The 24025-nt window shown below is 63.5% G+C and carries 19 protein-coding genes; 9 read left to right on the top strand and 10 right to left on the bottom strand.

The features are described 5' to 3' along the window. The first annotated feature begins 247 nt into the window (after positions 1-247). Entirely contained in the window at positions 248-1585 is a 1338-nt protein-coding gene (locus tag TZ03_RS01265; protein WP_051095233.1) for a UDP-glucose dehydrogenase family protein, read from the top strand. Positions 1586-1600: 15 nt separating this feature from the next. Here TZ03_RS01265 and mqo read toward each other — a convergent pair whose 3' ends face one another. The 4 genes from mqo to TZ03_RS01245 form a co-directional block, all read right to left on the bottom strand. After that, positions 1601-3178, bottom strand: coding sequence for a malate dehydrogenase (quinone) (gene mqo / locus TZ03_RS01260; RefSeq protein ID WP_051095231.1), 1578 nt, complete (start codon positions 3176-3178; stop codon positions 1601-1603). Between the two features lie 368 nt (positions 3179-3546). After that, complete coding sequence (locus TZ03_RS01255; protein ID WP_051095229.1) at positions 3547-4518, bottom strand: biotin-dependent carboxyltransferase family protein; 972 nt, start codon at positions 4516-4518, stop codon at positions 3547-3549. Next, positions 4515-5402 (bottom strand): 5-oxoprolinase subunit B family protein, encoded by an 888-nt coding sequence (locus TZ03_RS01250; RefSeq protein ID WP_051095227.1) that lies wholly within the window; start codon positions 5400-5402, stop codon positions 4515-4517. Before TZ03_RS01250 ends, TZ03_RS01255 begins: the two co-directional genes overlap by 4 nt. Positions 5403-5492: 90 nt before the next feature. Next, the gene (locus tag TZ03_RS01245; RefSeq protein WP_051095224.1) at positions 5493-6251 is read right to left on the bottom strand and encodes a 5-oxoprolinase subunit PxpA; all 759 of its coding nucleotides are present in this window, start codon (positions 6249-6251) and stop codon (positions 5493-5495) included. Between the two features lie 120 nt (positions 6252-6371). Between TZ03_RS01245 and TZ03_RS01240 the strand changes: the two genes are divergently transcribed. The 6 genes from TZ03_RS01240 to TZ03_RS01215 all read left to right on the top strand — a co-directional run bounded on the left by TZ03_RS01240 (position 6372) and on the right by TZ03_RS01215 (position 14690). Continuing rightward, positions 6372-7289, top strand: a complete 918-nt coding sequence (locus TZ03_RS01240) for a LysR family transcriptional regulator (RefSeq protein WP_051095221.1) — start codon at positions 6372-6374, stop codon at positions 7287-7289. A 532-nt stretch (positions 7290-7821) separates the two neighbouring features. Then, entirely contained in the window at positions 7822-8340 is a 519-nt protein-coding gene (locus TZ03_RS01235) for a sigma-70 family RNA polymerase sigma factor (protein WP_051095218.1), read from the top strand. Continuing rightward, positions 8337-9290: a FecR domain-containing protein gene (locus tag TZ03_RS01230; protein WP_051095215.1), complete on the top strand. Its 954-nt coding sequence runs from the start codon at positions 8337-8339 to the stop codon at positions 9288-9290. The genes TZ03_RS01235 and TZ03_RS01230 overlap by 4 nt, the downstream gene beginning before the upstream one ends. A 270-nt stretch (positions 9291-9560) precedes the next feature. Further along, positions 9561-11987, top strand: a complete 2427-nt coding sequence (locus TZ03_RS01225; RefSeq protein WP_053388381.1) for a TonB-dependent siderophore receptor — start codon at positions 9561-9563, stop codon at positions 11985-11987. A gap of 151 nt (positions 11988-12138) precedes the next feature. After that, on the top strand, positions 12139-13515 hold the full coding sequence (locus TZ03_RS01220; RefSeq protein ID WP_051095213.1) for a pyridoxal-phosphate dependent enzyme: 1377 nt from the start codon (positions 12139-12141) through the stop codon (positions 13513-13515). Further along, positions 13512-14690 (top strand): cystathionine gamma-synthase, encoded by a 1179-nt coding sequence (locus tag TZ03_RS01215; RefSeq protein ID WP_051095212.1) that lies wholly within the window; start codon positions 13512-13514, stop codon positions 14688-14690. The genes TZ03_RS01220 and TZ03_RS01215 overlap by 4 nt, the downstream gene beginning before the upstream one ends. A 47-nt stretch (positions 14691-14737) precedes the next feature. Here TZ03_RS01215 and TZ03_RS01210 read toward each other — a convergent pair whose 3' ends face one another. The 3 genes from TZ03_RS01210 to TZ03_RS01200 all read right to left on the bottom strand — a co-directional run bounded on the left by TZ03_RS01210 (position 14738) and on the right by TZ03_RS01200 (position 18336). Continuing rightward, a complete protein-coding gene (locus TZ03_RS01210) occupies positions 14738-16090 on the bottom strand; it encodes an MFS transporter (RefSeq protein WP_051095210.1) in 1353 nt (450 codons plus the stop codon). Between the two features lie 59 nt (positions 16091-16149). Next, entirely contained in the window at positions 16150-17220 is a 1071-nt protein-coding gene (locus TZ03_RS01205) for a C45 family autoproteolytic acyltransferase/hydolase (protein ID WP_051095208.1), read from the bottom strand. Between the two features lie 186 nt (positions 17221-17406). After that, on the bottom strand, positions 17407-18336 hold the full coding sequence (locus tag TZ03_RS01200) for a LysR family transcriptional regulator (RefSeq protein WP_051095206.1): 930 nt from the start codon (positions 18334-18336) through the stop codon (positions 17407-17409). A gap of 312 nt (positions 18337-18648) precedes the next feature. Here TZ03_RS01200 and TZ03_RS01195 point away from each other — a divergent pair, with 312 nt between their 5' ends. Further along, the gene (locus TZ03_RS01195) at positions 18649-20370 is read left to right on the top strand and encodes an amidohydrolase (RefSeq protein WP_051095204.1); all 1722 of its coding nucleotides are present in this window, start codon (positions 18649-18651) and stop codon (positions 20368-20370) included. A gap of 233 nt (positions 20371-20603) precedes the next feature. Beyond that, positions 20604-21329: a TorF family putative porin gene (locus TZ03_RS01190; protein WP_051095202.1), complete on the top strand. Its 726-nt coding sequence runs from the start codon at positions 20604-20606 to the stop codon at positions 21327-21329. Between the two features lie 384 nt (positions 21330-21713). Here the strand turns inward: TZ03_RS01190 and TZ03_RS01185 are convergent, their stop codons facing one another. From TZ03_RS01185 to TZ03_RS31070, 3 genes are all read right to left on the bottom strand, one after another. Next, positions 21714-23084: an OprD family porin gene (locus TZ03_RS01185; RefSeq protein WP_152645344.1), complete on the bottom strand. Its 1371-nt coding sequence runs from the start codon at positions 23082-23084 to the stop codon at positions 21714-21716. 275 nt (positions 23085-23359) lie between these two features. Continuing rightward, a complete protein-coding gene (locus tag TZ03_RS01180) occupies positions 23360-23566 on the bottom strand; it encodes a hypothetical protein (protein ID WP_051095200.1) in 207 nt (68 codons plus the stop codon). A 34-nt stretch (positions 23567-23600) separates the two neighbouring features. After that, positions 23601-23750 carry a hypothetical protein gene (locus TZ03_RS31070; protein ID WP_160297734.1) on the bottom strand — a complete coding sequence of 50 codons (150 nt, stop codon included), beginning with the start codon at positions 23748-23750 and terminating at the stop codon, positions 23601-23603. Positions 23751-24025 lie beyond the last annotated feature (275 nt).

Raw genomic sequence — 24025 nt, 5'->3', positions numbered from 1 at the left:
GCAAGAAGGCCATCGCCAGCGAGGGACGTCCGCTCCGGGTAGGCGGTGGTCGATTGAATGGTGTAGGCCTGCCGAACTGAACGCAGCAGCAGACCATTGGTAAGTCTAGATGCTCCAATCGGTGCGATTTGCCCGCTCGCCCGACTTTTCCAGCATTGCGTTGGCACCGCTGGCGAACCGTGCAGGTAACACGATCTAAACAACGATGTGACATTTTTCTTCAGCTATCTCGCCAAGGAGCTGTTGAATGAAAGTCACAGTTTTCGGTACCGGCTATGTCGGCCTCACCCAGGCAGTGTGCCTGGCCCAGGTTGGGCATTCGGTGTTGTGCATGGATATAGACGCCAAGCGGGTCGCCACCCTCAATGAAGGCCATTGCCCGATCTTCGAACCCGGCCTTGCGCCGATGCTGGAAAGCAACCTGGCTTGCGGCCGCCTGCGCTTTACCACCGATGCCGGAGAGGCGAGCAACTACGCCAGGTTGCAGTTCATCGCCGTGGGCACCCCGCCGCAAGCCGATGGCAGCGCAGACCTGCGGCACGTTTTCGCCGTGGTCGACAGCATTCTCGAACACGCCCAGGCACCCAAGGTGATCGTCAACAAATCCACCTCGCCGGTCGGCACCGTAGACCGTATCAAGGCTCGTATTGCCCAGGCCGTGGCCGCGCCCCATCGCTTCCAGGTGATCAGCAACCCTGAGTTCCTCAAGGAAGGTGCTGCAGTGGACGACTGCATGCGCCCGGCCCGGATCATCCTCGGCGGCGCCGAGCCGGCCGAGGAGGCGCTGCTACGCGAGCTTTACCTGCCATTCAGCCGCAACCGGGAAAAGTTCATGGTCATGGATGCACGCAGCGCCGAACTGAGTAAATATGCGGCCAACTGCATGCTGGCGACCAAGATCTCCTTCATCAACGAAATCGCCAACCTGGCCGAACACCTGGGGGCCGACATCGAAATGGTACGCCGCGGCATCGGCTCCGACCCACGCATCGGCTACGACTTCATCTACGCCGGCTGCGGCTTTGGTGGCTCGTGTTTCCCCAAGGACCTGCAGGCCTTGCGCCGCACTGCCGAGGCCGAAGGCTTCGAACCGCAACTGCTGCGCGCGGTGGAATCGGTCAACGAGCAGCAAAAGGGCCGGCTGTTCAGCAAGATCCAGCGGCACTACCCCGGCGGCCTGCGGGGCAAGGTCTTCGCCCTGTGGGGGTTGTCGTTCAAGCCCAATACCAATGACATCCGCGAGGCCTCCAGCCGGGTCCTGCTGGAAGCGCTGTGGGCAGCGGGTGCACGGGTGCAAGCCCATGACCCGCAGGCCATGGAAGAAATCCAGCGTCACTATGGCCCGCGGGCCGACCTGCAGCTGGTGCCCTGCAAGGACGCCGCATTACAGGGTGCAGATGCTCTGGTGATCGCCACGGAGTGGCAGGATTACCGGGTCCTCAACCTGGACACGGTGCCGCAGCAGTTGGCCGACCGAGTGGTGTTCGACGGCCGAAACCTGTTCGAACCCAAGCATATGGCCGCTGCCGGCCTTACCTACTACGGCATAGGCCGTGGCCAGGTACAACCGGCACGGCCTCGCTGACTCAACCACGTGCCGTCAAGGTGCAACGCTGCTGGCAGGTGGAGCGAGTTGCAGCACTTCGCTGGTATATGCCCACTCTTTCTCTACCTCGTCCGGGTGGTCGTTCAGCCGAATACCGTAGGACGGGATGATCTGCTTGATCTTCGCCTGCCACTGCGGCGACGCTACCTTGTCCTTGAATACCTTGTTCAGCACATCGAGCATGATCGGTGGTGCGGTCGAGGCGCCAGGCGAGGCCCCCAGCAGCCCGGCGATGCTGCCATCCTTGGATGCCACCACTTCGGTGCCAAGCTTGAGCACACCACCCAGTGCCTCGTCTTTCTTGATGATCTGCACCCGCTGGCCCGCCTGCCACAGCCGCCAGTCTTCCTTCTTCGCCTCGGGGAAGTAGGTGCGCAATGCCTCGAAGCGGTCATTGTCGGATTGCAGCACCTGGCCGATCAGGTACTGCACCAGGTCGAACTCGCGAACCCCAACCCGCACCATCGGCCAGGCGTTGTGCACGCTGGTGCTGGCAAGCAGGTCGAGCAGCGAGCCCTGCTTGAGGAATTTGGTCGAGAAGGTGGCGAACGGCCCGAACAGGATCATGCGCTTGCCGTCGAGCACCCGGGTGTCCAGGTGCGGTACCGACATCGGTGGTGCGCCGGTGGCGGCAATGCCATAGGCCTTGGCCATGTGGCGCTGGGCGATGGCCGGGTTGTCGGTGACCAGGAACGAACCGCCGACCGGGAAGCCGGCATAATCCTTGGCCTCGTCTATTCCAGACTTCTGCAGCAGTGGCAACGCCGCACCGCCAGCACCGATGAACAGGAACTTAGCGTCAGTGGCGGCCTTGCTGCCGTCCTTCAGGTTCTTGTACTCGACATGCCAGGAGCCATCGTCGTTGCGGGTGATTTCCTGCACCTCGGTGGACAGCTTGAGGTCGAAGTTCGGCCGGGTTTGCAGGTAACCCACGTACTGCCGGGTGATCTCGCCAAAGTTGACGTCGGTGCCGATCGGCGTCCAGGTCACGGCCAGTTTCTGGTTGGGGTCGCGGCCTTCCATCATCAGCGGTACCCACTTGCGGATCTGCTCGTGATCTTCGGAATACTGCATGGGTTTGAACAACGGGCTGGCCTGCAGTGCCTCGTAGCGCTTTTTCAGGAAACGGATGTTGTCATCGCCCCAGACAAAGCTCATGTGCGGGGTGGTATTGATGAACGAGTGGGGATTCTTCAGCACGCCCTGCTTCACCTGCCAAGCGAGGAACTGGCGGGTGACCTGGAACGACTCGTTGATCTCCACCGCCTTGCTGATGTCGATCTTGCCGTCTTTTTCCGGCGTGTAGTTGAGTTCAGCCAGGGCCGAGTGGCCGGTGCCCGCGTTATTCCAGCCGTTGGAGCTTTCTTCGGCTACCTTGTCCAGGCGCTCGACCATTTCCATGGACCAGCCCGGCTCCAGTTCGTTGAGCCACACGGCCAGGGTGGAACTCATGATGCCGCCGCCCACCAGCATCACATCGACCTTTCTGGCCTCGGCAGCCTGGGCATTGAGCATGCCGAATGCCAAGGCCAACCCGGCCAGGGCCAGTTCCGGCTTGATGGTGATCTTCATAACCTCTCCCGCGCCTCGTTGCTATCCATTAATTCAGCCACAAGCTTAGCTGACGGATTTAGTCGGGTATGGCTGGCGCACAAACACTTGCAATCAGAAGGCAAGCAGCGGGACGGCCAGGCCCACGAAGTAGCCTCCCAAGCCGGCAAACAAATCAGCAAACCTATGCGGTCGTTGTAGGGCGGTGATGGCACCGGCTACGCCGGTGTTCGCGGGCCTGCCCGCTCCCACAGGTATAGCGTTAGCCCCAAGCTGCACAGCAACCTGTGGGAGCGGGCGCGCCCGCGAAGAATCCAGCGCGATGGATGACACCGGCTTTGCCGGTGTTCGCGGCTAAAGCCGCTCCCTCGCACGGCGTCGCCTCAAAGTCAGGCGAAGAGCCTGGCCAGGCAGCCGAGTTTCTTCTTGTACGAGCGTCGCGCCTCCAGCGCCTGCTCCAGGCTCACCGCCAGGAACCGCGCCTGCTGGTTGGGCTGCATCTGCCCGATCAGGTCAAGGTCGGCACTGATCACCGTGCCGATCATCGCGTAGCCGCCGCCCGATACCGCATCGCGGTGCAGAATGATCGGCTCCAACCCCGCTGGTACCTGAATCGAACCGATCGGGTAGCAGCTGTCGACGATGTTCGAAGGGTCCGAGCCGGCACCGAATGGCTGCTCCCGCGGCTGAAAGCTCAAGGCACTGCCGCCCTTGTAGCGGTAGCCGATACGGTCCGCTTCGGAACCGACGGTCCAGGCCTCGGTGAAAAAGCTTTGCGCCGCAGCGTCGGTCAGGCGGTGGAAGTACAGCCCCGGCACCACCCGCAACACCACCTCACCGCCAAGGGCCTGGCGCAGGGCCATGGGCAAGCTTGCACCGGCGCGGGTCTTGCCGCTGGGCACACCGACTGGCAGCAGGTCGCCCGCCATCAGCTTGCGCCCATGGAAGCCACCCAAGGATCCCAGCGCATAGGTTGAGCGGCTACCGAGTACCTCCGGCACATCGATGCCGCCAGCCACCGCCAGGTACGCCCGGGCACCGGCAGTGGGAAAGCCGAAACGCAGCACCTGCCCGGCGCGCACGGCAAACGCTGTGTCTGGGCGTTGCTCACGGCCATCGAGCAGGGCTGGCATCTGCGCACCGCACACCGCCACCAGTGCATCCCGCTGGAACTCCAGCTCCGGCCCCACCAGCGCGCACTCCAGGCCCGCGGCACCGGCCGGGTTACCCACCAAGTGGTTGGCCGCGCTCAAGGCATACTGGTCGAGTGCCCCGGATGGCGGGATGCCCAGATGGTAGTAGCCTTCGCGGCCCAGGTCCTGCACTGAGGTCGCCAGGCCCGGTTTGAGTACCTTGATCATGCCAGCACCTCCTGCAGCGATTTGGGGTAACCGACCGGGTCGGCGAGGAAGGCGTCCAGGGAAAACTCCACCGGCCGAATACGCAGGTCGAAGCACCCCTCCTCCACATCCGCCACTGCCTGGTCATAGGCCCGGCGGTCGATGGGCTTGAACTGCACGATGTCACCTGGGCGGAAGAACACCATGTGCTCCTTGAGGTAGTTCAACGTCTGCTGCGGGTCGTAGATCGGCGCCGGGGTGACACCGAACATCTGGTAGCCGCCGGCCCCGCGCACCGAATAGATACAGCCGAAACAGCCGCCATGGCCAAGGGTGAGCTTGGGGGTGTCGGTACGCGGGCGCAGATACTTGGGCACCTGCAGTTGCCGCTCGCGCTCGACCATCTGGAACATGAACGGCAGGCCGGCAACGAAACCGACCATCGACACGAACCAGGGCGCGCCGCTGTGCGCGGCGATGAACGCCTCGACATCGGCCAGGCCGTTGATGCGCGCGGCATACTCCAGGTCGGTACTGTCCGGGTCCTGATGGCGGTCACGAAAGCGCATCAGGGTTTCATGGGTCCAGGGGTCGTTGTACAGCACCGGGATCTCGATGATCCGCGTTTGCAGCGAGCGCTCGGCTATCGCCTGCGCTTCAGCGCCGCGCACCGCTGCAAGCAGCGCCTGCGGCGCGATACGGTCCGGGTCGAAGCGGATCTGGAACGAGGCGTTGGCCAGGCACACGTCCAGCACGCCATCCAAGGCCAGCCGCTCCACCGCGCGGGTGACGGCCATGCCCTTGAAGAACGCCTCCAGCGACATGCTGTCGCTGACCTCGGCAAACAGATGCTCGTCGGCGCCGAAGCTGTAGCGAATCGGGGTTGTAGCAAGCGGTTCGGCCATGACTGTTCCTTTTCTTGGAGTCTTTATAGAAAGGCAGGCGAAAGCAAAATGCACGGGCTCCGGCTTGTGCACGCCGGATGCCTGGCCGGCTCAGCGTGGCGCACGCACCACAATGCCGGCAGCGTCCAGCGCCTTGCGCGTGGCCTCGACCAGGCCGAGCGCGCCCGGGGTATCACTGTGCAGGCAGATGGAATCGAAGGCGATGGCCAGGTCCTGGCCCTCCACCGTGCGCACCACGCCTTGCTGGCAAGCCCGCAACACCCGCTCGGCGACCGCCTGGGGTTCATGGCCACGCACATTGCGGGTGAACACGATCGAGCCGCTGAGGTCGTACTCGCGGTCGGCGTAGAACTCGCGAATCACCGGCTGCCCGAGGTCCTGGGCAATACGGCAGATCACCGAACCCGGCATGCAGTACAGCAGCAGCGCAGGCTCGATCACCCGCAGGTTTTCCACCAGCAGCCGGGCGGCTTCTTCGTCACGCGCCAGGTGCATGTAAAGCGCCCCGTGCGGTTTGATGTGCTGCAGGCGCACGCCTTGGGCGCGGGCGATTTCACGCAGTGCGCCCAGCTGGTAGAGCATATCGTCGACCAGCTCCTGGGCCGGGGCGTTGATGTGCCGGCGACCGAAGCCAACCAGGTCGCGGAAACCTGGGTGTGCCCCCACCGCTACGCCCAGGGCCTTGGCCCGTTCGACAGTACGGCGCATGGTGCCAGGGTCGCCGGCATGGAAGCCGGTGGCGATGTTGGCGGTGCTGATGTAGCCCATCAGCTCGTTGTCGACGCCATCGCCGATGGTCCACGGGCCAAAGCCCTCGCCCATGTCCGAGTTGAAATCCACCACCTGCATGACTGTCTCTCCTGGCGCTTGTGACTGCATACGAGTCACGTTAAATTCTCCGTACCCCCTTGGGAAGATCTATAAACAGATAGGGTGTCTTCGGAAAAACAGATACCCCGGGAGCCGACCGTGTCATTGACCCTGCGCCAGGTTCGCTATTTCGTCGCCACCGCCGAGATTGGCCAGATTTCCCAGGCGGCGATTCACCTGAACATCTCCCAGTCAGCGGTGACCACGGCCATCAAGGAGCTGGAAGCGATGCTCGGCGTATTGCTGTTTCAGCGCTCGGCCCAAGGCATGAGCCTGACCGAGGCGGGCCGGCACTTCCTGAACCGCGCCTACGTGATCCTGCGCAGCGTCGACGATGCGCTGAACAGCCCGTTGCCGGATGTGCGCGCCAGTGGCCTGCTGCGCCTGGCGGCGAGCTATACGGTGATCGGCTACTTCCTGCCGCACCACCTGCAGCGGCTGGAGCACTGGCACCCGGACGTGACCCTGGAGCTATACGAGCAGGAACGCAGTGCCATCGAGCAGGGCCTGCTGGAGGGACGGTTCGACATGGCGGTGGTGCTCACGGCCAACCTCACCCACCCCGATATCTTCTCGGAAACCCTGTTCAACTCCGAACGCCGGCTGTGGTTGCCCGGGCACCATCCGCTATGCGAGCGCTCGGCGGTGAGCCTGGCCGATGTGGCGTGCGAGCCGTTCATCCTGCTGACCGTGGACGAAGCCGAGCAAAGCGCCATGCGCTATTGGCAACAGGCCGGGCAGCGGCCGAGCGTGCGGGTGCGGACCAGTTCGGTGGAGGCGGTACGCAGCATGGTCGCCAATGGCAGTGGCGTGGCGATCCTGTCGGATCTGGTACACCGGCCCTGGTCGCTGGAGGGCAAGCGCATCGAGACGGTGACGATCAGTGACCCGGTAACCCCCATGAGCGTGGGGCTGGCCTGGCATCGCGAGCGGGCGTTCAGCCCGGCGATGCAGGCCGTGCGCAATTACTTCCACGATGCCTTCCTGGCGCCGCAGCAGCTTGCCGCGCGGCGCTGAACTCTGGTTTGGCCAGTTGCGCGATGCGGTGGAATACGGGCAGGACTTGATCCCGCGCATTCGCGCACGAGTTGCCCAGCAGAAGGTCGGGGCCTGCGCGCACGGCCTGAATCTTTGCCCGCTGCACTGGCCTCTTCGCGGGCAAGCCCGCTCCCACAGAGATCGCGCAATGCCTGAGTTCTGCGCGGTACCTGTGGGAGCGACTGTCTTGTACTGCCTGGACTGGCCTCATCGCCGGCAAGCCAGCTCCCACAGGGATTGCATCCGGACTGACAGATGCAGTGGCGAGCACCTGGCAACCCTGGTGCCCTTGCCAGAAACCATAGAATCTCCCACAGGGGCCGCACAGGGCCTGAGGCGAATGCGGTCGAGGTGGGGGGTGGCTTGTCGTGGCGACGAACCGCGGCGATGGGCTGCGTAGCAGCCCCAATGTGCCTTACAGGCTTAACTGTGCCTGGGGTATTTCCACCCCTATTGTCTGGCCGCAGAGAATAAACAATAATAGTTCTCATTAATTGCCATTCTTTTCTCCATGTCCTCGCACCCTAGCCTCACACTACGTCGACAAGTCCTGCATCGCCTGTTTGGCGAGCATCACGGCTGGTTGCTGGGGCGCCTGCGGGCTCACCTGGGGTGCAGCCACGACGCGGCGGACATGGCAGCCGAAACTTTCGTCCAGGTCGCCGCCCACCCCACACCGCACAGTATCCGCGAACCCCGTGCCTTCCTGACCACCATCGCCAAACGACTGGTCTACGCCAGTTGGCGGCGGCGTGACCTGGAGCGCGCGTACTTGGAAGCCTTGGCCCAGGAGCCCGCAGCCATGGCCCCTTCCGCAGAAGAGCGGGTGATGGCGATGGAAACGCTGCTCGCGATCGATGCCCTGCTCGAGGGCCTGTCGCCCAAGGCACGCGCTGCGTTCTTCTGCAGCCAGCTCGATGGCATGAAGTATGCCGACATCGCCGCGCAGCTCGGCGTATCGACCATTCGGGTCCGGCAATATGTGGCCAAGGGGCTCAAACTGTGTTGCAAGGAGTTGTTGCAACCATGAGTCAGGCGATCGAACAGGCGATCGAATGGACCGCCTGCCTGCGCTCCGGCGAGGTATCAGCGAGCGAGCAACGCGCCTTCAAGGCCTGGCTCGCCGCAGATCCGGCCCATGTCCAGGCCTGGTGCAGCGTCCAGGGGCACCTGGCGCGGGCCTTGACACCCCTTGCCGATGGCGGACCGGCGCTGCGCCGTAGCTTGCAGGCGCCCTCGTCCATCGACCGTCGGCACCTGCTGCGTGGCGCCCTGGCAATCGCCGGGCTCGGCCTTGGCGGCTACCTGCTCGGGAAGACAGGGCTGCCAGCGGAACTGGCCGCCGATATACGCAGTGGTACCGCCGAACGGGTCGCCAGGCTGCTTCCCGATGGCAGCCAGTTGTTGCTCGATGCCTGCAGCGCCGTCGACCTGCGCTTCGATACCCAGACGCGTGAGCTCCACTTGCGCAAGGGTAAGCTGCAAGTGGAGGTCGTCGCCGACGCCCGCCCCTTCATCGTGCGCACCCCGGCGGGCCGCGTGCAAACGGCGGACGCACGGTTCACGGTCGCGTTGCAGGAACAGGCAAGTCGGGTCTGGGTGCAGCGCGCCAGCGCGACCATCAGCACCCTCGGCGGCACCGAGGCGACAGTCGACCAAGGCCACGGCGCATCTTTCGATAGCTTGGGTATCCAGCGCCTGGCCGACCGTCGACAGGGCGAAAGCAGTTGGACAGGCGGCTGGCTCAGCGTCGACGACTGGAGCCTGGGCGAACTGGTCGAGGCCCTGCGCCCTTATCGCCGGGGCGTCCTGAGAGTCGCGCCGCAGGCCACTGGGTTGCGTGTGTCGGGGTTGTTCCCGCTGGATGACAGCGACAGTGCCCTGCGTGCCTTGGAACAGACCATGCCGGTGAAGATCGAGCACCCCTTCGGGTGGTGGACCCGCATCGAGTTACGGCATACCTTAATGCCAGTCAGTTAAACATTTGGGGCCGCTTTGCGGCCCATCGCAGGCAAGCCAGCTCCCACAAGTACCGCGCAGAATTCAGGAATTGCGCGATCCCTGTGGGAGCTGGCTTGCCTGCGATGGGCTGCAAAGCAGCCCCAATGTGCCTTGTAGGCTTAACTGACCGGCATTACGGCACACCTAGGTTTTTTTTTCGTGTGCCTATATCGCTTTCGCGCTCTCGTCGCACATAGGACCTGAAGCCGCTCGAAAACGCGGATCTGCCTAGACCTATGGAGCCCGTTCATGTCCCCACGCTATCTTTTCCCGCTGGCACCGCTTTGCCTGGCACTTGCCTGTAGCTTTGCAGCGAGCGCCACAGCCGCCGCGCCCCAGGCCGATAGCCGACAGCTCGCCCTGGAATTCGACTTGCCCGCCGCCTCCCTGGCGGTCACCCTCGACCAGATCGCCCGGCAAAGCAGCCGCACCATCGTCTATGCCCCGGAGCTGGCGCGAGGCCTATCCGCCCCGGCCGTGCGTGGGCACATGACTGCGGAACAGGCCATCACCCATGCCCTCTCCGGCACCGGTCTGATACTGCTGGTCACCCCCGGCGGCATCCTGACCCTGGATCGGCAAGGGACGGATCAGGTCAACCTCGGCGAGGTCATGATCGATGCCACGGCCGGGGAAACGGCCTGGGGGCCGGTCGCAGGGTATGTGGCGACACGAAGCGCTACGGGTTCGAAAAGCGACACTGCCTTGCTCGAGATCCCCCAGACCGTCAATGTCGTGACCCATGGCCAGGTACAGGCCCAAGGGGCGCAGAACGTCACTGAAGCGGTCCGCTACACCCCTGGGGTGATCGCCTCCTTCGGTGACAGCGATAGCCGCAACGATGTCCTGCAAAGCCGTGGGTTTTTCCTGCGCTACAACCTCAACGGTTCGCGCCTGCCTTACGGTGCCTACAGCGCAGCGATGATGCGCATCGAGCCCTACGGCCTGGAGCGCATCGAAGTGCTCAAGGGGCCAGCATCGGTGTTGTATGGCCAGAACACCCCAGGCGGGCTGGCCAACCTGATCAGCAAACGCCCGACCTTCTCGCAGTTGCACGAAATCCAGTTGCAAGCCGGTAGCAACGACCGTGCCCAAGGCGCCCTCGACCTGGGTGGCGGCCTGGACGATGAAGGTACCCTCGCCTACCGCCTGACGGGGTTGTGGCGTGACAGCCAGGGCGAAGTCGACCATGGCTATGACAAGCGTACGTTCATCGCACCGGCGCTGACCTGGCAGCCGAGCGAGGATACCCGCCTGACCTTTCTCAGCCATTATCAGAAAGACAAGAACATTTCCGACTACGTCGCCTTGCCAGCCAGCGCCAGCCTGCACGCCGGCCCCAACGGACGCCTGCCACGCAGTAGCTACCTCGGCGAGCCGGGATTCGACGGCTATGAACGGGAACAATTCTCGCTCGGCTACTTGCTCGAGCACCGCTTGAACGACGTCTGGAGCGTGCAGCAAAACCTGCAGGTCAACAGCGCACGGGTCGACAACCGCGCCAGCCCCGGCTACCTGCTCAGCGCCGACGGCCGTCAGCTCAGCCGTGTCGCCAGCCGCGGCGAAGGCCAGGCACGCAGCGTCACCGTCGACACCTTCGCTCAGGCCGACTTCACCACCGGGCCACTCGGCCACACGCTCCTGATGGGCGTCGACTACCTGTCGCTCAAGGACAACTACCAGTTCGCTTCCGGGCTGTATACCACGCCCCTGGACATCTATGCACCGCGCTATGGCCAAGCTGTCCCTGACCTGATTCCCCGTATCGACTATCACCAGCATCGCGAGCAAACCGGCCTCTACCTGCAGGACCAGATCCGCCTGGATAACTGGGTACTGACCCTCGGCGCACGCCAGGACTGGGTCTCGACCCGCAATGAAAGCGGCCTCGATGGCGAGAACAGAAGCAAACAGCGCGAAAACAAGCCGACCGGGCGCATTGGCCTGGCCTACCTGTTCGACAATGGCCTGGCGCCCTACCTGAGTTATTCGACCTCGTTCGAGCCATTGGACGGCACCGACTTCTCCGGCCGGCCGTTCAAGCCGATGACAGGCGACCAGTACGAGATAGGCGTGAAATATCAGCCCCCAGGCAGCAATAGTTTCGTGACCCTGTCTGCCTTCGAGCTGACTCAGGAGAACATCACCACGCCGGACCCAGACCCCACCCATGTCGGCTTCAATGTCCAGACCGGCGAGGCCCGCGTACGCGGCTTGGAAATCGACGCCAAGGCCAGCCTGCATGAGCGCCTGGACCTGCTGGCGTCCTATGCCTACATGGACTCCAAGGTCACCAAGGCCAATGCCGCGGCCAACGGTGCCAACCTCGAAGGCAACGAACTGGTGCAGGTCCCGGCCCACCAGGCCTCGCTATGGCTCGACCATACCCTGGGCGAAGGGCCGCTGCAGGGCGCTGGCGCAGGGTTCGGCGCACGCTACATGAGCAAGGCCTACGGCGATGCAGCCAATACCCTGGAAATGCCGGGGCGTACCTTGTTCGATGCCAGCCTGCACTACGACCTGGGCAAGGCGGACACTCGCCTGGACGGCACCGAATTGCGCCTGAGCGCCAATAACCTGTTCGACAAGCGCTACGTCGGGTTCTGCCAGAACGCCCTGCAGTGCTACTACGGCCAACGGCGGACACTGCTCGCGACCCTGACTTACCGCTGGTAATCGGCAGTAACGCAACCGGCCGGCTGGGTACGGTTGCGGGTGGCGCGATCCGGGCTTATGTTCCAAGCGAGGCTTTGCCTGCGACTGACAGGCAACGCAGCGCCGCAGGTTACCGTCCATCCAGTGCGAATTGCCGCAGCGAGGTGACGACATGCCGAACGACTCCCGCCCTGCCGTGCTCGAACTGATCGGCAATACGCCACTGGTGCGTGTCAGCCGCTTGGATACCGGTCCGTGTACGCTGTTCCTCAAGCTCGAATCGCAAAACCCGGGAGGTTCGATCAAGGATCGTATCGGCCTGGCGATGATCGACGCTGCCGAGCGCGACGGCCGCCTGCGGCCCGGCGGCACCATCGTCGAAGCCACCGCAGGCAACACCGGCCTGGGCCTTGCCCTGGTCGGCCGCGCCAAGGGTTACCGGGTGGTGCTGGTGGTACCGGACAAGATGTCCACCGAGAAAGTCCTGCACCTCAAGGCGATGGGCGCCGAGGTGCACATCACCCGTTCCGACGTCGGCAAGGGCCACCCGGACTATTACCAGGATGTTGCCGGGCGGCTGGCACAGGAGATCCCCGACGCGTTCTTCGCCGATCAGTTCAACAACCCGGCCAACCCGTTGGCCCACGAGTGCAGCACCGCTCCGGAGATCTGGGCGCAGACCCAGCATGACCTGGATGCCATCGTGGTCGGCGTCGGCTCAGCCGGCACGCTTACCGGGCTGACTCGCTTCTTTCGCCGCCTGCAGCCGAACCTGGCGATGGTGCTGGCGGACCCAGTCGGATCGGTGGTTGCCGAATACAGCCGCAGCGGCACCCTCGGCACCCCCGGTTCCTGGGCGGTGGAGGGCATCGGCGAAGACTTCATTCCGTCTATCGCCGACCTTTCCAGTGTGCGCCAGGCCTACTCCATCAGCGACGAGGAAAGCTTCGATCATGCCCGCCAGCTGTTGCGCGCCGAAGGCATTCTGGGTGGTTCTTCAACCGGCACATTGCTGGCGGCGGCACTGCGCTACTGCCGCGAGCAAACCGAGCCGAAGCGGGTAGTCAGCTTCGTCTGCGACACCGGTACCCGCTACCTGTCGAAGGTCTACAACGACCAATGGATGACCGATCAGGGCTTGCTTGCGCGCAAGCGTTACGGCGATCTGCGCGACCTGATTGCGCGGCGCTTCGAAGATGGCCGGGTGATCAGCGTGGGCCCGGACGACACGCTGCTCACCGCTTTCCAGCGCATGCGCCTGGCCGATGTGTCGCAACTGCCGGTGCTGGTGAACGGACAGCGCCTGGTCGGCGTGATCGACGAGTCCGATATTCTGCTTGGCGTGCACCAGGACGCTTCGCACTTCCACATGAGCGTGGCCAACGCGATGACCGACAAGCTGGAAACCCTGCCTGCCAGCGCCAGTCTGGCTGAACTGCAGGCCGAACTCGACCGTGGGCTGGTGGCAATCATCGAAGATGCTGCAGGCTTCCACGGCGTGATTACCCGCGTCGACCTGCTCAACCACCTACGTAGGGTCCTGCCATGAGCCAGCACGATGAAACCAGCGCAGCACGCGCCTTCGCCACCCGGGTAATCCATGCAGGACAGGCGCCCGACCCTTCCACCGGGGCCCTGATGCCGCCGATCTATGCCAACTCCACCTATGCGCAGCAGAGCCCCGGGGTGCACAAGGGCCTCGACTACGGGCGCTCGCACAACCCCACGCGCTGGGCGCTGGAGCGTTGCGTGGCGGACCTCGAGGGCGGCACCCAGGCGTTCGCCTTCGCCTCCGGCTTGGCGGCGATCTCGAACGTGCTCGAACTGCTCGACGCTGGCGCGCACATCGTATCCGGCAATGACCTGTACGGGGGTACTTTCCGACTGTTCGAACGGGTGCGTCGACGCAGCGCCGGGCACCGCTTCAGCTTCGTCGACCTGTCTGACCTGGCGGCATTCGAGGCGGCGCTGCAGGACGACACGCGGATGGTCTGGGTGGAGACACCGAGCAATCCTTTGCTGCGCCTCACTGACCTCGCCGCCGTCGCGCGCACCTGTCGCGAGCGAGGCATCATCTGTGTGGCCGACAACACCTTCGCCAGCCCCTGGGTACAACGGCCGCTGGAGCTGGGCTTCGATATCGTGCTGCACTCGACCACCAAGTACCTGAACGGCCACTCTGACGTGATCGGCGGCATCGCGGTGGTCGGGCAGAACGCAGAACTGGGCGAGCGCCTGGGCTTCCTGCAGAACGCGGTGGGGGCTATTGCCGGGCCGTTCGACGCCTTCCTTACCCTGCGCGGCGTGAAGACGTTGGCACTGCGCATGGAGCGCCACTGCAGCAACGCGCTGGAGCTGGCGCAATGGCTTGAACGTCAGCCGCAGGTGGCGCGCGTCCATTATCCGGGCCTGCCGTCGCACCCGCAGCACGAACTGGCACGGCGGCAGATGCACGGGTTCGGCGGGATGATTTCCATTGATCTGGACAGCGACCTGGCCGGCACCAGACGCTTCCTTGAAGGCGTGCAGATCTTCGCCTTGGCCGAGAGCCTGGGTGGGGTGGAAAGCCTGATCGAACACCCGGCGATCATGACCCACGCCAGCATCCCGGCAGAAACCCGCGCGCAACTCGGTATTGGTGATGCGCTGGTGCGTTTGTCAGTGGGGGTGGAAGATGTCGAAGACCTGCGCGCCGACCTGGCCCAGGCGCTGGCGCGGATTTAGCCAGTGGGTCGATAGCTCGAAGCCTCTGATGATTCCGCGCGAGTCGATCACCTATTCGGCATGGTCCTGGCTGAACACGGAATGGCAGGCCCTCCAGCTACTGAAGGCGACTCGTCAATCTCTGCCATGCTCAACCGCGAGGTCTCTCGCAGCATCAGCGAACACACCGCCACCAACGCCAGTGCCATTGCCCCATACAGCGCTACACCCAACGGGTTGTGGTCGGTAAGGATAAGGATAGCCGTGGCGATACTCGACGCCGTGCCACCACCAAGCGCCGCACCAAGCTGGTAGCTGGCCGAGATGCCCGAATAGCGCATGCTCCGCGGGAACTGCTCGCCCAGGAACGCCGGTATCGGCCCTTGGGTCGCGCCCATCAGCAGGCCAGTCAGGCTGTAGGCGAACAGCGCGATGCCGAAGCTCTTCATACCGACGAGGTGGAAGAAAGCGAACAGCCCAAGCGCCATGACCACGGCACCGAACACCATCACCGTACGCCGGCCCAGGCGGTCCGACAGGTAACCGAACAGCGGCGCGGAAACCACGATGGCAATGGACAATGTCAGGTCGAACATCAACGCCTGCGTGCTGCCATAACCCACCTGGGTGGCATAAGTCAGGAAGAACGTGCTGCCGATGTAGGCAATGGTGCAGTAGCCAAAGGCGATGCCGGTGCACAGCAGCAACTGACGCGGACGCTGGCGCAGGGCTTCGGCCAGCGGCGCGCGTACCGGCTTGGCCACAGGTACGGCAACCGGTGCCGGCGCCTTCAGGCGAGCGTACAGGCCGATCAGCACCAAGGTGCCACCGAGCCAGAACGGAATGCGCCAGGCGAAGTCCACCAGGTTGTCGTTGAAGGCCGCACTGACGATGGCGAACACCGCCGCGCCAAGAATGCCGCCGACGCCGATGCCCATGCTCGTGAAGCTGCCCCACAGCCCTCGTCGGCCAGGCGGCGCGGACTCGATGCCGAACAGCGCGGCACCGCCCCACTCGCCCCCCGCGGCGAAGCCTTGGACCAGGCGCAGCAGCACCAGCAGGATCGGCGCTGCCACACCAATGCTGGCATGGCTTGGCAGACAGCCGATGAGGAACGTGCTCAGGCCCATCAGCAGCAAGGTCGCGACCAGCACCTTCTGCCGGCCGATGCGGTCACCGAAATGGCCGAACACCAGGCCGCCCAAGGGGCGGGCGAAAAAGCCCGCGCCAAAGGCGCTGAAGGCCACCAAGGTGGCGGTCAGGTGGTCCATCTGGGGGAAGAACACCTGGGGAAACACCAGCGCGGCGGCGGTGCCATAGATGATGAAGTCATAGAACTCCAGCGCTGTACCCAGGCCAGAGACGCAGAAGGTGCGGAACGCGGACCGGGATGCCGCAGGGGGGCAATGTTGCGCATGCATTGTTGTTGTTCTCGCTCAGTGGGGGCCTTCCGACTCGACGGTCGGTAACCGGGTTTGGCTCAGAAAGTTTCGAAGCCGGCCTTGGCCAGTTGCATCGGCGTGCCTGCCAGGTATTCCAGGGCACAGCGCTCGGTGTCGATGCCGACGCTAAGCAGGGTTTCCCAACGTTCGGTGTCGGGCATGGCCATGTCCGGGTGGAAACAGATCGGCGCGCTGTCGCCCTCGGCGCCGCACATGGCTTCGGCACGGGCGCGCAGGTCGGCGCTGCCCATCTGACCGATCACCTGCTCCAGGTGGCCCAGGCGGCACTGGGTATCGGCACGGTCGGCGACCTGCTCGCCCTGGCTCAGTTGCGGGTCGAGGAAGTGGTTGGTATGCAGCAGCCAGCCGTCCTCACGGGGTAGCACCAGCGCCGTGCGCTCGGGGCTCAGCTCGATGCTGGCCGCGCGCGGGCTGCTGTCCTGGCGGGAGAACACCGTCAGTACAGTGGAGGCGCTGACCCGCGCCGAACGGGCAAGCTCGATGGCCTCCTCGACACTGCTGGCCTCTTCCAACAGGCGGCGGGCAATGGCGTGCACCGGGACGCCGCCGCTGTCGTTGTCGCTGGCGTGGTGCAAGATGTTGAAGTGCAGGCCCAGGCCTGCGCTGTTCACGCCCAGCTTGGCCAGCATGCCGAACTCGCAGAACAGCTTGACGTTCATGCCACCCGCGGTATGCAGCGCCAGCATCAGGCCATGGGGGCAGAGGCTGTCGTGCCAGTCCCAGGTCTGCAGGGTCTGTGGTGCGCGTGGGCCACGCGGAGCATGCACGGTGGTGGAGCATTCGCTGTGACGGGTGCGTGCCGCCAGCACCTCGGTGCGAGCGTTCAGGCTTGCCAGTTGCCACAGCGGCAGGTCGGCGCCGCTGGCTTTGCCGATCACTTCGGCGGCCAGGCCAGGGCTCCAGGCTTCCAGGGCGGCCAGGCTGTTCTCGCCGATGCGCTGGGCCTCGCGCAGGGACACGCCCACCCGCGGGAAGAAGTCCAGGTACAGCGCGGTGGTAGTACGGATCTGCTCGGCGAAACGCTCGCCGATCTGGCGACCACGCTCGAGGGGGTTACGGATATCGGTGACTAGGGTGTGGATCTTCACTGCGGGGAACTCCTGGTGCAGCAGGCTCTGGGCATCGTTGCTGTGCTGGAAAGAGCACAGCCGCTGCGCCTCGCCAACGAGGCGCGAAACGGCCGCTGTGTTAAAGCAACCGCTCCTAGCCTAGCGACCTACCCACGGTCGATCATCGCCACTGCCCGCACAACTTTTGTGCCCAAGCGGAACAATTCAGTTGCGCGCGGCTACCTGCAGCCCCTGCCCCCGCAGGTGCTCGTGGAGCAAGGCGATGAATGTCTGCACCTTGCGCGTATTGCGCCGATGCGGCAGGTACAGCACGTGCACCCAAGGCCCGAAGGCACTCAACGCGCGCCAGTAGTCGGGCATCACTTCCACCAGTTGCCCGCTGGCCAGGTAAGGCGCGGCGCACCAGGTAGGCACGAACTGCAGGCCCTGACCATCGAGCAGGCAGGCCAGCAGGAAGTCGAAATTGTCGCTCAGCAGCCGCGGCGTGGGTTGGCGCACACGTAGCGTCTGGCCCTCGTGCTCGATCCACCAGAAACTGCGGTTGAGCAGCGGATGGCGCAACAACAGCCAGTCATGTTGCGCGTAGTTCTCCAGGGTGATCGAAGCGCCGTGATTGGCCAGGTAGGCGGGGCTGGCGCAGAGAATCACGCGGTTCTCGATCAGCGGCTGGGCGATCAACTCCGGCTGGTCGGTGGGGCCGTCGCGCAGCGACAGGTCATAGCCGCCGTCGATCAGGTCTTCATTGGCATCGTTGAGGTTGACCTCCAGGCGCACCTGCGGGTGCTCGCGCATGAAGCGGCAACAAACCTGGTTGAGAAACGCCGGGCCAAACGACGGCGGCGCGGTGATGCGCAGGGTGCCGCGTAGTTCGTGCTGCAGCTGCTCCACCTCCTCGGTCACCCGTTGCAGGTGCATCAGCGCCTGTCGGGCGCCCTCCAGGTACAGGTTACCGGCTTCGGTAAGCGCCATGCGCCGGGTGGTGCGCTCGAACAGGCGCACGCCCAGCTCGCTCTCAAGGTGGGCGACGGCCTTGGTGATGGCCGAAGGCGTCTTGCCCAATTGCTCGGCCGCCCGGCTGAAACTGCCGTGCTCGGCGGCGGCGACGAAGATAGTCAGGGCGGTCATTTTGTCCATGGTTTTTCCTGTTCGGCACAAGCGAGGCACGGGGAGTATCCGCGTCTTTTCATCAAGCCGGCAATTGGGGCCGCTCTGCGGCCCTTCGCGGGCACGCCCGCTCCCACAGGGACCGCGCATTTCCAAAGCTCAGCGCCAAACCTGTGGGAGCGGGCGTGCCCGCGAAAGGCTGCGCAGCAGCCTCAAAGCATGTCACGCAATGCCTCAGGAGATTGTTTCCCAAAGACGAAAAAAGTTGTGCCTGTGAACGCATTTAACCGCTTTCGCACCTTGGCTAGGCTGCGGCTCCTCACAACAAGAACGAGGCATCCAATGAAGCACCTCCTGAACATAGCGATCAGTGCGGGCTTGGCCAGCACCGCCCTGCCGAGCTTCGCGGCAGTGGACCTGATCCTGCACAACGCCAAGGTCTACACCGCCGAGCCAGGCCAGCCGCTGCAGCAGGCCGTGGCGGTCGAAGGCGAGAAGATCGTCGCGGTGGGCTCCGATCAGGCCGTGCTGCGCCTGAAGGCCGATGGCACGCAGGTCATCGACCTGGGCGGCAAAGTGCTGATGCCCGGCATGCTCGATTCCCATTCCCATGCCATCAAGGGCGGCCTGCAATTGAAGCTGGCCGATCTGGCTGGCGAGCAGATCCCGCTGGACGAACTGGAGCAGCGCCTGCGCCAATGGCGCCAGGATGGCAAGGCCGTGCGCGGCGAGTTCCTTTCCGTAGGTGGCGTGCCGGGCACCTACTGGGATGACATCCCCGCCCTGCAGCAGCGCTTCAACCACGGCGAGTGGGCCGAGCAACCGATACTCTTCGCCGCGAACGACATGCATACCGGCTGGGCCAACCAAGCCATGCTCGAACGCGCCGGGATCGATGCCAAGACCATCGCCGCGCTGCCCGCCGAGGCGCGCAACACCATCGGCCAGCACCCAGACGGTACCCCCAACGGTTTCCTTGCCGATGCCAGCTACTACCCGGTGACCGACCTGCTGCCACCGCTGGCCCACGACACCCTGATGGCCGCGGGGCGCATGGCCCTGGACTACTACAAGCAGTTGGGCATCACCGGTTGGATGGACCCGCTGGCCAACGAGCTGCCGGGGGCCGATGTGAAAAACGATTCACTCGGCGTGCTGCCCGTCTACAAGGACCTCTCCGAACGCGGAGAGCTGACCGCCCACGTCGCCGCCCTGCTGATGGCCGACTCCAAGGCCCGTCCCGCCGACCTGGACGAACTGGACGAAGTGCGTCGACAATTCCTCAACGTGCACAACCTCACCCTGCCGGGCATCAAGGTATTCGCCGACGGCGTAGCCGAGGCGCCAGCACAGACTGCGGCGATGCTCGAACCCTACAGCAACTCCGGGCAGAACGGCGAGTTGCTGCTGGACCCGAAACACTTCGGCGAGCTGGTCAGCGCCGCCGATGCCCGCGGCTGGCTGGTGCACGTGCATGCCATCGGCGACCGTGCCGTGCGCGAGACGCTCAATGGCATCGAGCAAGCCCGGCGTGATCGCCACAGCGGTATCCCCCATTCCATTACCCACCTGCAGATGGTCAGCCCGAAGGAGTACGCCCGTTTCAAGAAACTCGACGTGATCGCCTCGATGCAGCTGTACTGGGCCAGCGCCGACGAAACCAACATGGAGCTGGTCAAGCCGTATGTGAGCGCTATGGCCTTCATGCACACCTACCCGGCGCATTCGCTGCTCAAGCATGGCGCGACAATTTCGGGCGCCAGCGACTGGCCGATCACCACCCCCGAGCCATGGAAAGCCATCTACCAAGCCGTCAGCCGCAAGGGGCCCAAGGGTGTGCTCAATGCCGATGAAGCCATCGACCGCCAGGTGATGTTCCAGGCCTATACCCTCAACTCCGCCCGGGCAATGCGCCTGGAGCAGCAGGTCGGCTCGCTGAAGGTCGGCAAACAGGCCGACATGATCGTCCTTGACCGCGACGTGCTCACCGTCGAGCCCGAGGCGCTGCGCGATACCCAGGTGCTGCAGACCTGGTTTGCCGGGAAGCAGATCTACGCGCGCTGAGCCTGCGTTTACCCGTGGCTGCAGGCCGCCCTTTCGAAAACGCGATGCAGCCTCTGTGGGAGCGGCTTTAGCCGCGAACACCGGCAAGGCCGGTGCCAGCCACCGCGCTGGATGCTTCGCGGGCTCGCCCGCTCCCACAGGTACTGTGCAGGTTTCGAGCTCACGCTGTGCCCGCAGGGTCGCCACCGACACACCGCGGCAACACTCACAAGAACAATAACGGAACACATAACATGACCCCACGCTACCTCATTGCAGGCGCCCTGCTCGCCTGTGCCCCACTGGTCCACGCCATCGACCTCAACGACGATTTCAGCCTCGAAGCCAAGGCCGGGATCTTCAGCGATTACCGCACCCGCGGCATCTCCCAGACCCAGAACGACCCGGCCCTGCAAGGCTCGTTGACCCTGGCCCACGCCAGTGGCCTGTACGCCGGGGTGTGGAGTTCCAACGTCGATTTCGGCTTCGATAGCCGAACCCGGCAAGAGCTGGACTATTACGCGGGCTACTTCTGGCAGATCAGCGACGACGTCACCCTCGATACCTCGTACATCAAGTACGTCTACCCGCGCCAAGGCGACCTCAACTACGGCGAATACCATGCCGAACTACGCGCCTGGGGCGTATTGCTCGGTGGTAACTATTCGGACAACTTCAACGGCGATCAATCGATGCTCTACAGCTATGTCGGCTACGCAACGCGCCTGCCGTACGACGTAGGCCTGGAAGTACGCTACGGGCGCAACGACTACAAGGACCCGAGCTGGTTCGCCAACGACGGCTCCAGCCGGAACGCCTATCACGAATGGGCTGTGAGCTTCAGCCGCAGCATGCTATCGCTGGATTGGTCGGTCAGCTACATCGATACCGATTTGTCCAGGGCCGAATGCAGCAGCTACATGGGCTTCAAGGATGTTTGCTCAGCCACGGTAGTGGCCTCCGTGGGCAAGACTTTCTAAAACGCTCAGGTCTTCAGTTCTGAGGGGCGGCGCTCGATCTGACAGGCGCTACACCGTTCACGACGAACACATGCCAGCCCTGACACATCCTCAAAAACCGCAGAAAATGCCCCCGGCAGGGCTAATGCCAGTCAGTTAAGCGATTGGGGCCGCTTTGCGGCCCATCGACGCGGTTCGTCGCCACGACAAGCCGGGCACCCACCGGAGCAGTGCAGACCTCAAGCTTTGCGCAGTCCCTGTGGGAGCTGGCTTGTCGTGGCGACGAACCGCGGCGATGGGCTGCAAAGCAGCCCCAATGGCTGCCACTAAGGCTTAACTGACTGGCATTACCCGGCAGGGCTGGCTGGATCGGTCCCGTTGCGCAGCCCTCCGTCACGCCCTGCGTTACAACAATGGAACGGTGTAGCTGACGATCAGGCGGTTCTCGTCCTGATCGCGCTGGGTGGCAGAACCTGGGGTGCTGGCTGTCGGCAGGCTGCTGCGCATGCTGGCGTTTTTCCACGCCAGGCCCAGGCCCTTGAAGGTGCCTTGCGGCACCACGTAGCCCAGCGAGATATCACGCTCCCACTCGCCTTGATCGCCCTGGCGGGTATCGATGTTGTCGGCATTGAGGTAGAGCACGCTGAAAGTGAGGCCCGCAACACCTACAGCCGCGAAGTCGTATGTGTAACGCCCTATCCAGGTACGCTCGCCGGCGCGGTTGAACTTCAACAGCTGGGCGTCGGAGATCAGGTACGTGCTGGTGCCTTCTCCGTCGCCTCGGTTCAGGTAGGGGAAGTCGCTGTCACCGGTCAGGACCTGGTAACCAGCGCCGATGCTATGGCCACCCAAGGCGTAGGTGAACATACCGCTGTAGACGTTGTTGTCCACTTCGCCCTTGACCGTGTTGCCGCCGTAGTAACCGCTGCTTACGTAGCCGTCGGCGCGGCCGGAGGCACTGCCGTTGTTGCCGTCGGAGTCGCTGATGAACACGCGGATATCTGACTTCAGGGTGCCTGGGCCAATGCCCCAGTTGTGCACCAGGCCGAGATAGTTCTGCTTGTAGAAGTTGTCCAGCTCACCGTAGTAGTACGAGAGGGTCAGGTTCTTGGTGGCCTTGTAGTCGCCGCCGGCAAAGTAGAACTTGTTGCTGTCACGGGATTGCGGGCTGCTGCCGTTGGCGCCGGCAATGGACATGCTGCGCCAGTCGGTGGAGTTGCGCCCCTTGGTATGGGTGAGCTGGCCGCCGGTCAGGGTCAGGTTGTCGATATCGGTAGAGGTGAACTGGCCGCCTTCGTACGTCATGGGTAGCAGGCGGGCATCATTGCTGACCACCACCGGCAGTTTGGGTTGCAGGGTGCCGTAGCGGAACTCGGTCTTCGACACCTTGGCCTTGGCCGTCAGGCCCAGGCTGCTGAACTCATCCACCGCGCTGCCGTCGCTCTCCAACGGGAAAATGGTCCCCGGCTGACGCTCGATGCCTGGTTTGCCGGCCTTGCCGCCGCCGTCCAGACGCACCCCCAGCAGCCCCAGAGCGTCGACACCAAAGCCCACCGTACCTTCGGTGAAGCCGGAGGCGTAGTTGAGCATGAAGCCCTGCCCCCACTCATTCTGCTTGCTGACGCCAGTCCCGTTGCGATAGTCGGTGTCGATGTAGAAGTTGCGCAAGGTCAGGCCGGCTTTGCTGTCGTCGATGAAACCGGCTGCCTGGGCCGACTGAGTGAGGAGTCCGAGCGAGCTGGCCGCAATGGCGAGCGCCAGGGTGTTTCTGGTCATTCCGTGTGCTCCGATGTGCATTGCTTGTTTTGGTGGTTCCAATAGCCCTGCCTGCCGACACGGCTATATATTTTTGTATATAACGAGGTGCCTGATGACGGTTCCCTTGCAAGCACTGCCTGAGGGCGGACAGGAAATGGGATCGTCTAGACGGCGTGCATGACGCCAAAAGCTGACCTTAAAGTCAAGTATTTACGAGAAAACAGGTGACCGATGAGCCGCTACCGGGTGGCACAGGTGAGAAGCGCCAGCAAGGCGCATTGCCACGTGGCCAGTCAATGGATGCTGTGCGGTGCATTGACCGATGAGCTCTGCACGTTGCCGAGAGACGGTTCGGTTGCCAATATGGTAACCACATCCTTGACACTTTTCCCGTACCACCCCATCAGCTCCTTCAAGTTCTGCACAAACTCGTCATGTTGAGCATCCACATCATGCTCGTGCCCCAAATATGCACGGGCACTTTTTGTTTCATCAGACATGGTGAGCTTCTATCTTTTCGCAATTCAATGGCATTTACCCGTGGGCGAACTGCATCATGAGCAGCCCCGCTGACAGCAATACCATCATGCCCATCATCAACATCAGGAAAAACTGAGCCGCCCGCCTGAACACCGAGCCCATGGATTCACCTACGTGCGTATCCATACCACCCACCTTGTTCATGAAACTCCCTCGCTTTCATTGATTTACGTCTTCGCTGACAGAAGCTATAGCAGAATAAAACTTTCGTCTAATCGATAGTTCCAAATGCGCCATCAGACTTATCTATAGAGCTTCATCATCGATCAGATCTATCAACTCATCCATTCTATCGATTTGACCGCGGCAAATTGTCTCATGTAGTTTGCCTATCCTCTTCGAAGTTGCCCCTGCGGTATACGTTACACCTCTTGTTCAACTTCGCAGCCCTATCTCCGTACTAATCAAGTCCTAGCATG

Origin of the sequence: Pseudomonas sp. 10-1B (assembly GCF_000935045.1) — a bacterium.
GTDB lineage: Bacteria > Pseudomonadota > Gammaproteobacteria > Pseudomonadales > Pseudomonadaceae > Aquipseudomonas.
This window is presented reverse-complemented; position numbering and strand designations above follow the sequence as displayed.

What these genes read in the sequence shown, in the direction of transcription:
- TZ03_RS01265 (WP_051095233.1), top strand. Translation starts at nt 248, where the DNA reads ATGAAAGTCACAGTTTTCGGTACCGGCTATGTCGGCCTCACCCAGGCA.
- mqo (WP_051095231.1), bottom strand. Translation starts at nt 3,178, where the DNA reads ATGAAGATCACCATCAAGCCGGAACTGGCCCTGGCCGGGTTGGCCTTG.
- TZ03_RS01255 (WP_051095229.1), bottom strand. Translation starts at nt 4,518, where the DNA reads ATGATCAAGGTACTCAAACCGGGCCTGGCGACCTCAGTGCAGGACCTG.
- TZ03_RS01250 (WP_051095227.1), bottom strand. Translation starts at nt 5,402, where the DNA reads ATGGCCGAACCGCTTGCTACAACCCCGATTCGCTACAGCTTCGGCGCC.
- TZ03_RS01245 (WP_051095224.1), bottom strand. Translation starts at nt 6,251, where the DNA reads ATGCAGGTGGTGGATTTCAACTCGGACATGGGCGAGGGCTTTGGCCCG.
- TZ03_RS01235 (WP_051095218.1), top strand. Translation starts at nt 7,822, where the DNA reads ATGTCCTCGCACCCTAGCCTCACACTACGTCGACAAGTCCTGCATCGC.
- TZ03_RS01230 (WP_051095215.1), top strand. Translation starts at nt 8,337, where the DNA reads ATGAGTCAGGCGATCGAACAGGCGATCGAATGGACCGCCTGCCTGCGC.
- TZ03_RS01225 (WP_053388381.1), top strand. Translation starts at nt 9,561, where the DNA reads ATGTCCCCACGCTATCTTTTCCCGCTGGCACCGCTTTGCCTGGCACTT.
- TZ03_RS01220 (WP_051095213.1), top strand. Translation starts at nt 12,139, where the DNA reads ATGCCGAACGACTCCCGCCCTGCCGTGCTCGAACTGATCGGCAATACG.
- TZ03_RS01215 (WP_051095212.1), top strand. Translation starts at nt 13,512, where the DNA reads ATGAGCCAGCACGATGAAACCAGCGCAGCACGCGCCTTCGCCACCCGG.
- TZ03_RS01210 (WP_051095210.1), bottom strand. Translation starts at nt 16,090, where the DNA reads ATGCATGCGCAACATTGCCCCCCTGCGGCATCCCGGTCCGCGTTCCGC.
- TZ03_RS01200 (WP_051095206.1), bottom strand. Translation starts at nt 18,336, where the DNA reads ATGGACAAAATGACCGCCCTGACTATCTTCGTCGCCGCCGCCGAGCAC.
- TZ03_RS01195 (WP_051095204.1), top strand. Translation starts at nt 18,649, where the DNA reads ATGAAGCACCTCCTGAACATAGCGATCAGTGCGGGCTTGGCCAGCACC.
- TZ03_RS01190 (WP_051095202.1), top strand. Translation starts at nt 20,604, where the DNA reads ATGACCCCACGCTACCTCATTGCAGGCGCCCTGCTCGCCTGTGCCCCA.
- TZ03_RS01185 (WP_152645344.1), bottom strand. Translation starts at nt 23,084, where the DNA reads ATGACCAGAAACACCCTGGCGCTCGCCATTGCGGCCAGCTCGCTCGGA.
- TZ03_RS01180 (WP_051095200.1), bottom strand. Translation starts at nt 23,566, where the DNA reads ATGTCTGATGAAACAAAAAGTGCCCGTGCATATTTGGGGCACGAGCAT.
- TZ03_RS31070 (WP_160297734.1), bottom strand. Translation starts at nt 23,750, where the DNA reads ATGAACAAGGTGGGTGGTATGGATACGCACGTAGGTGAATCCATGGGC.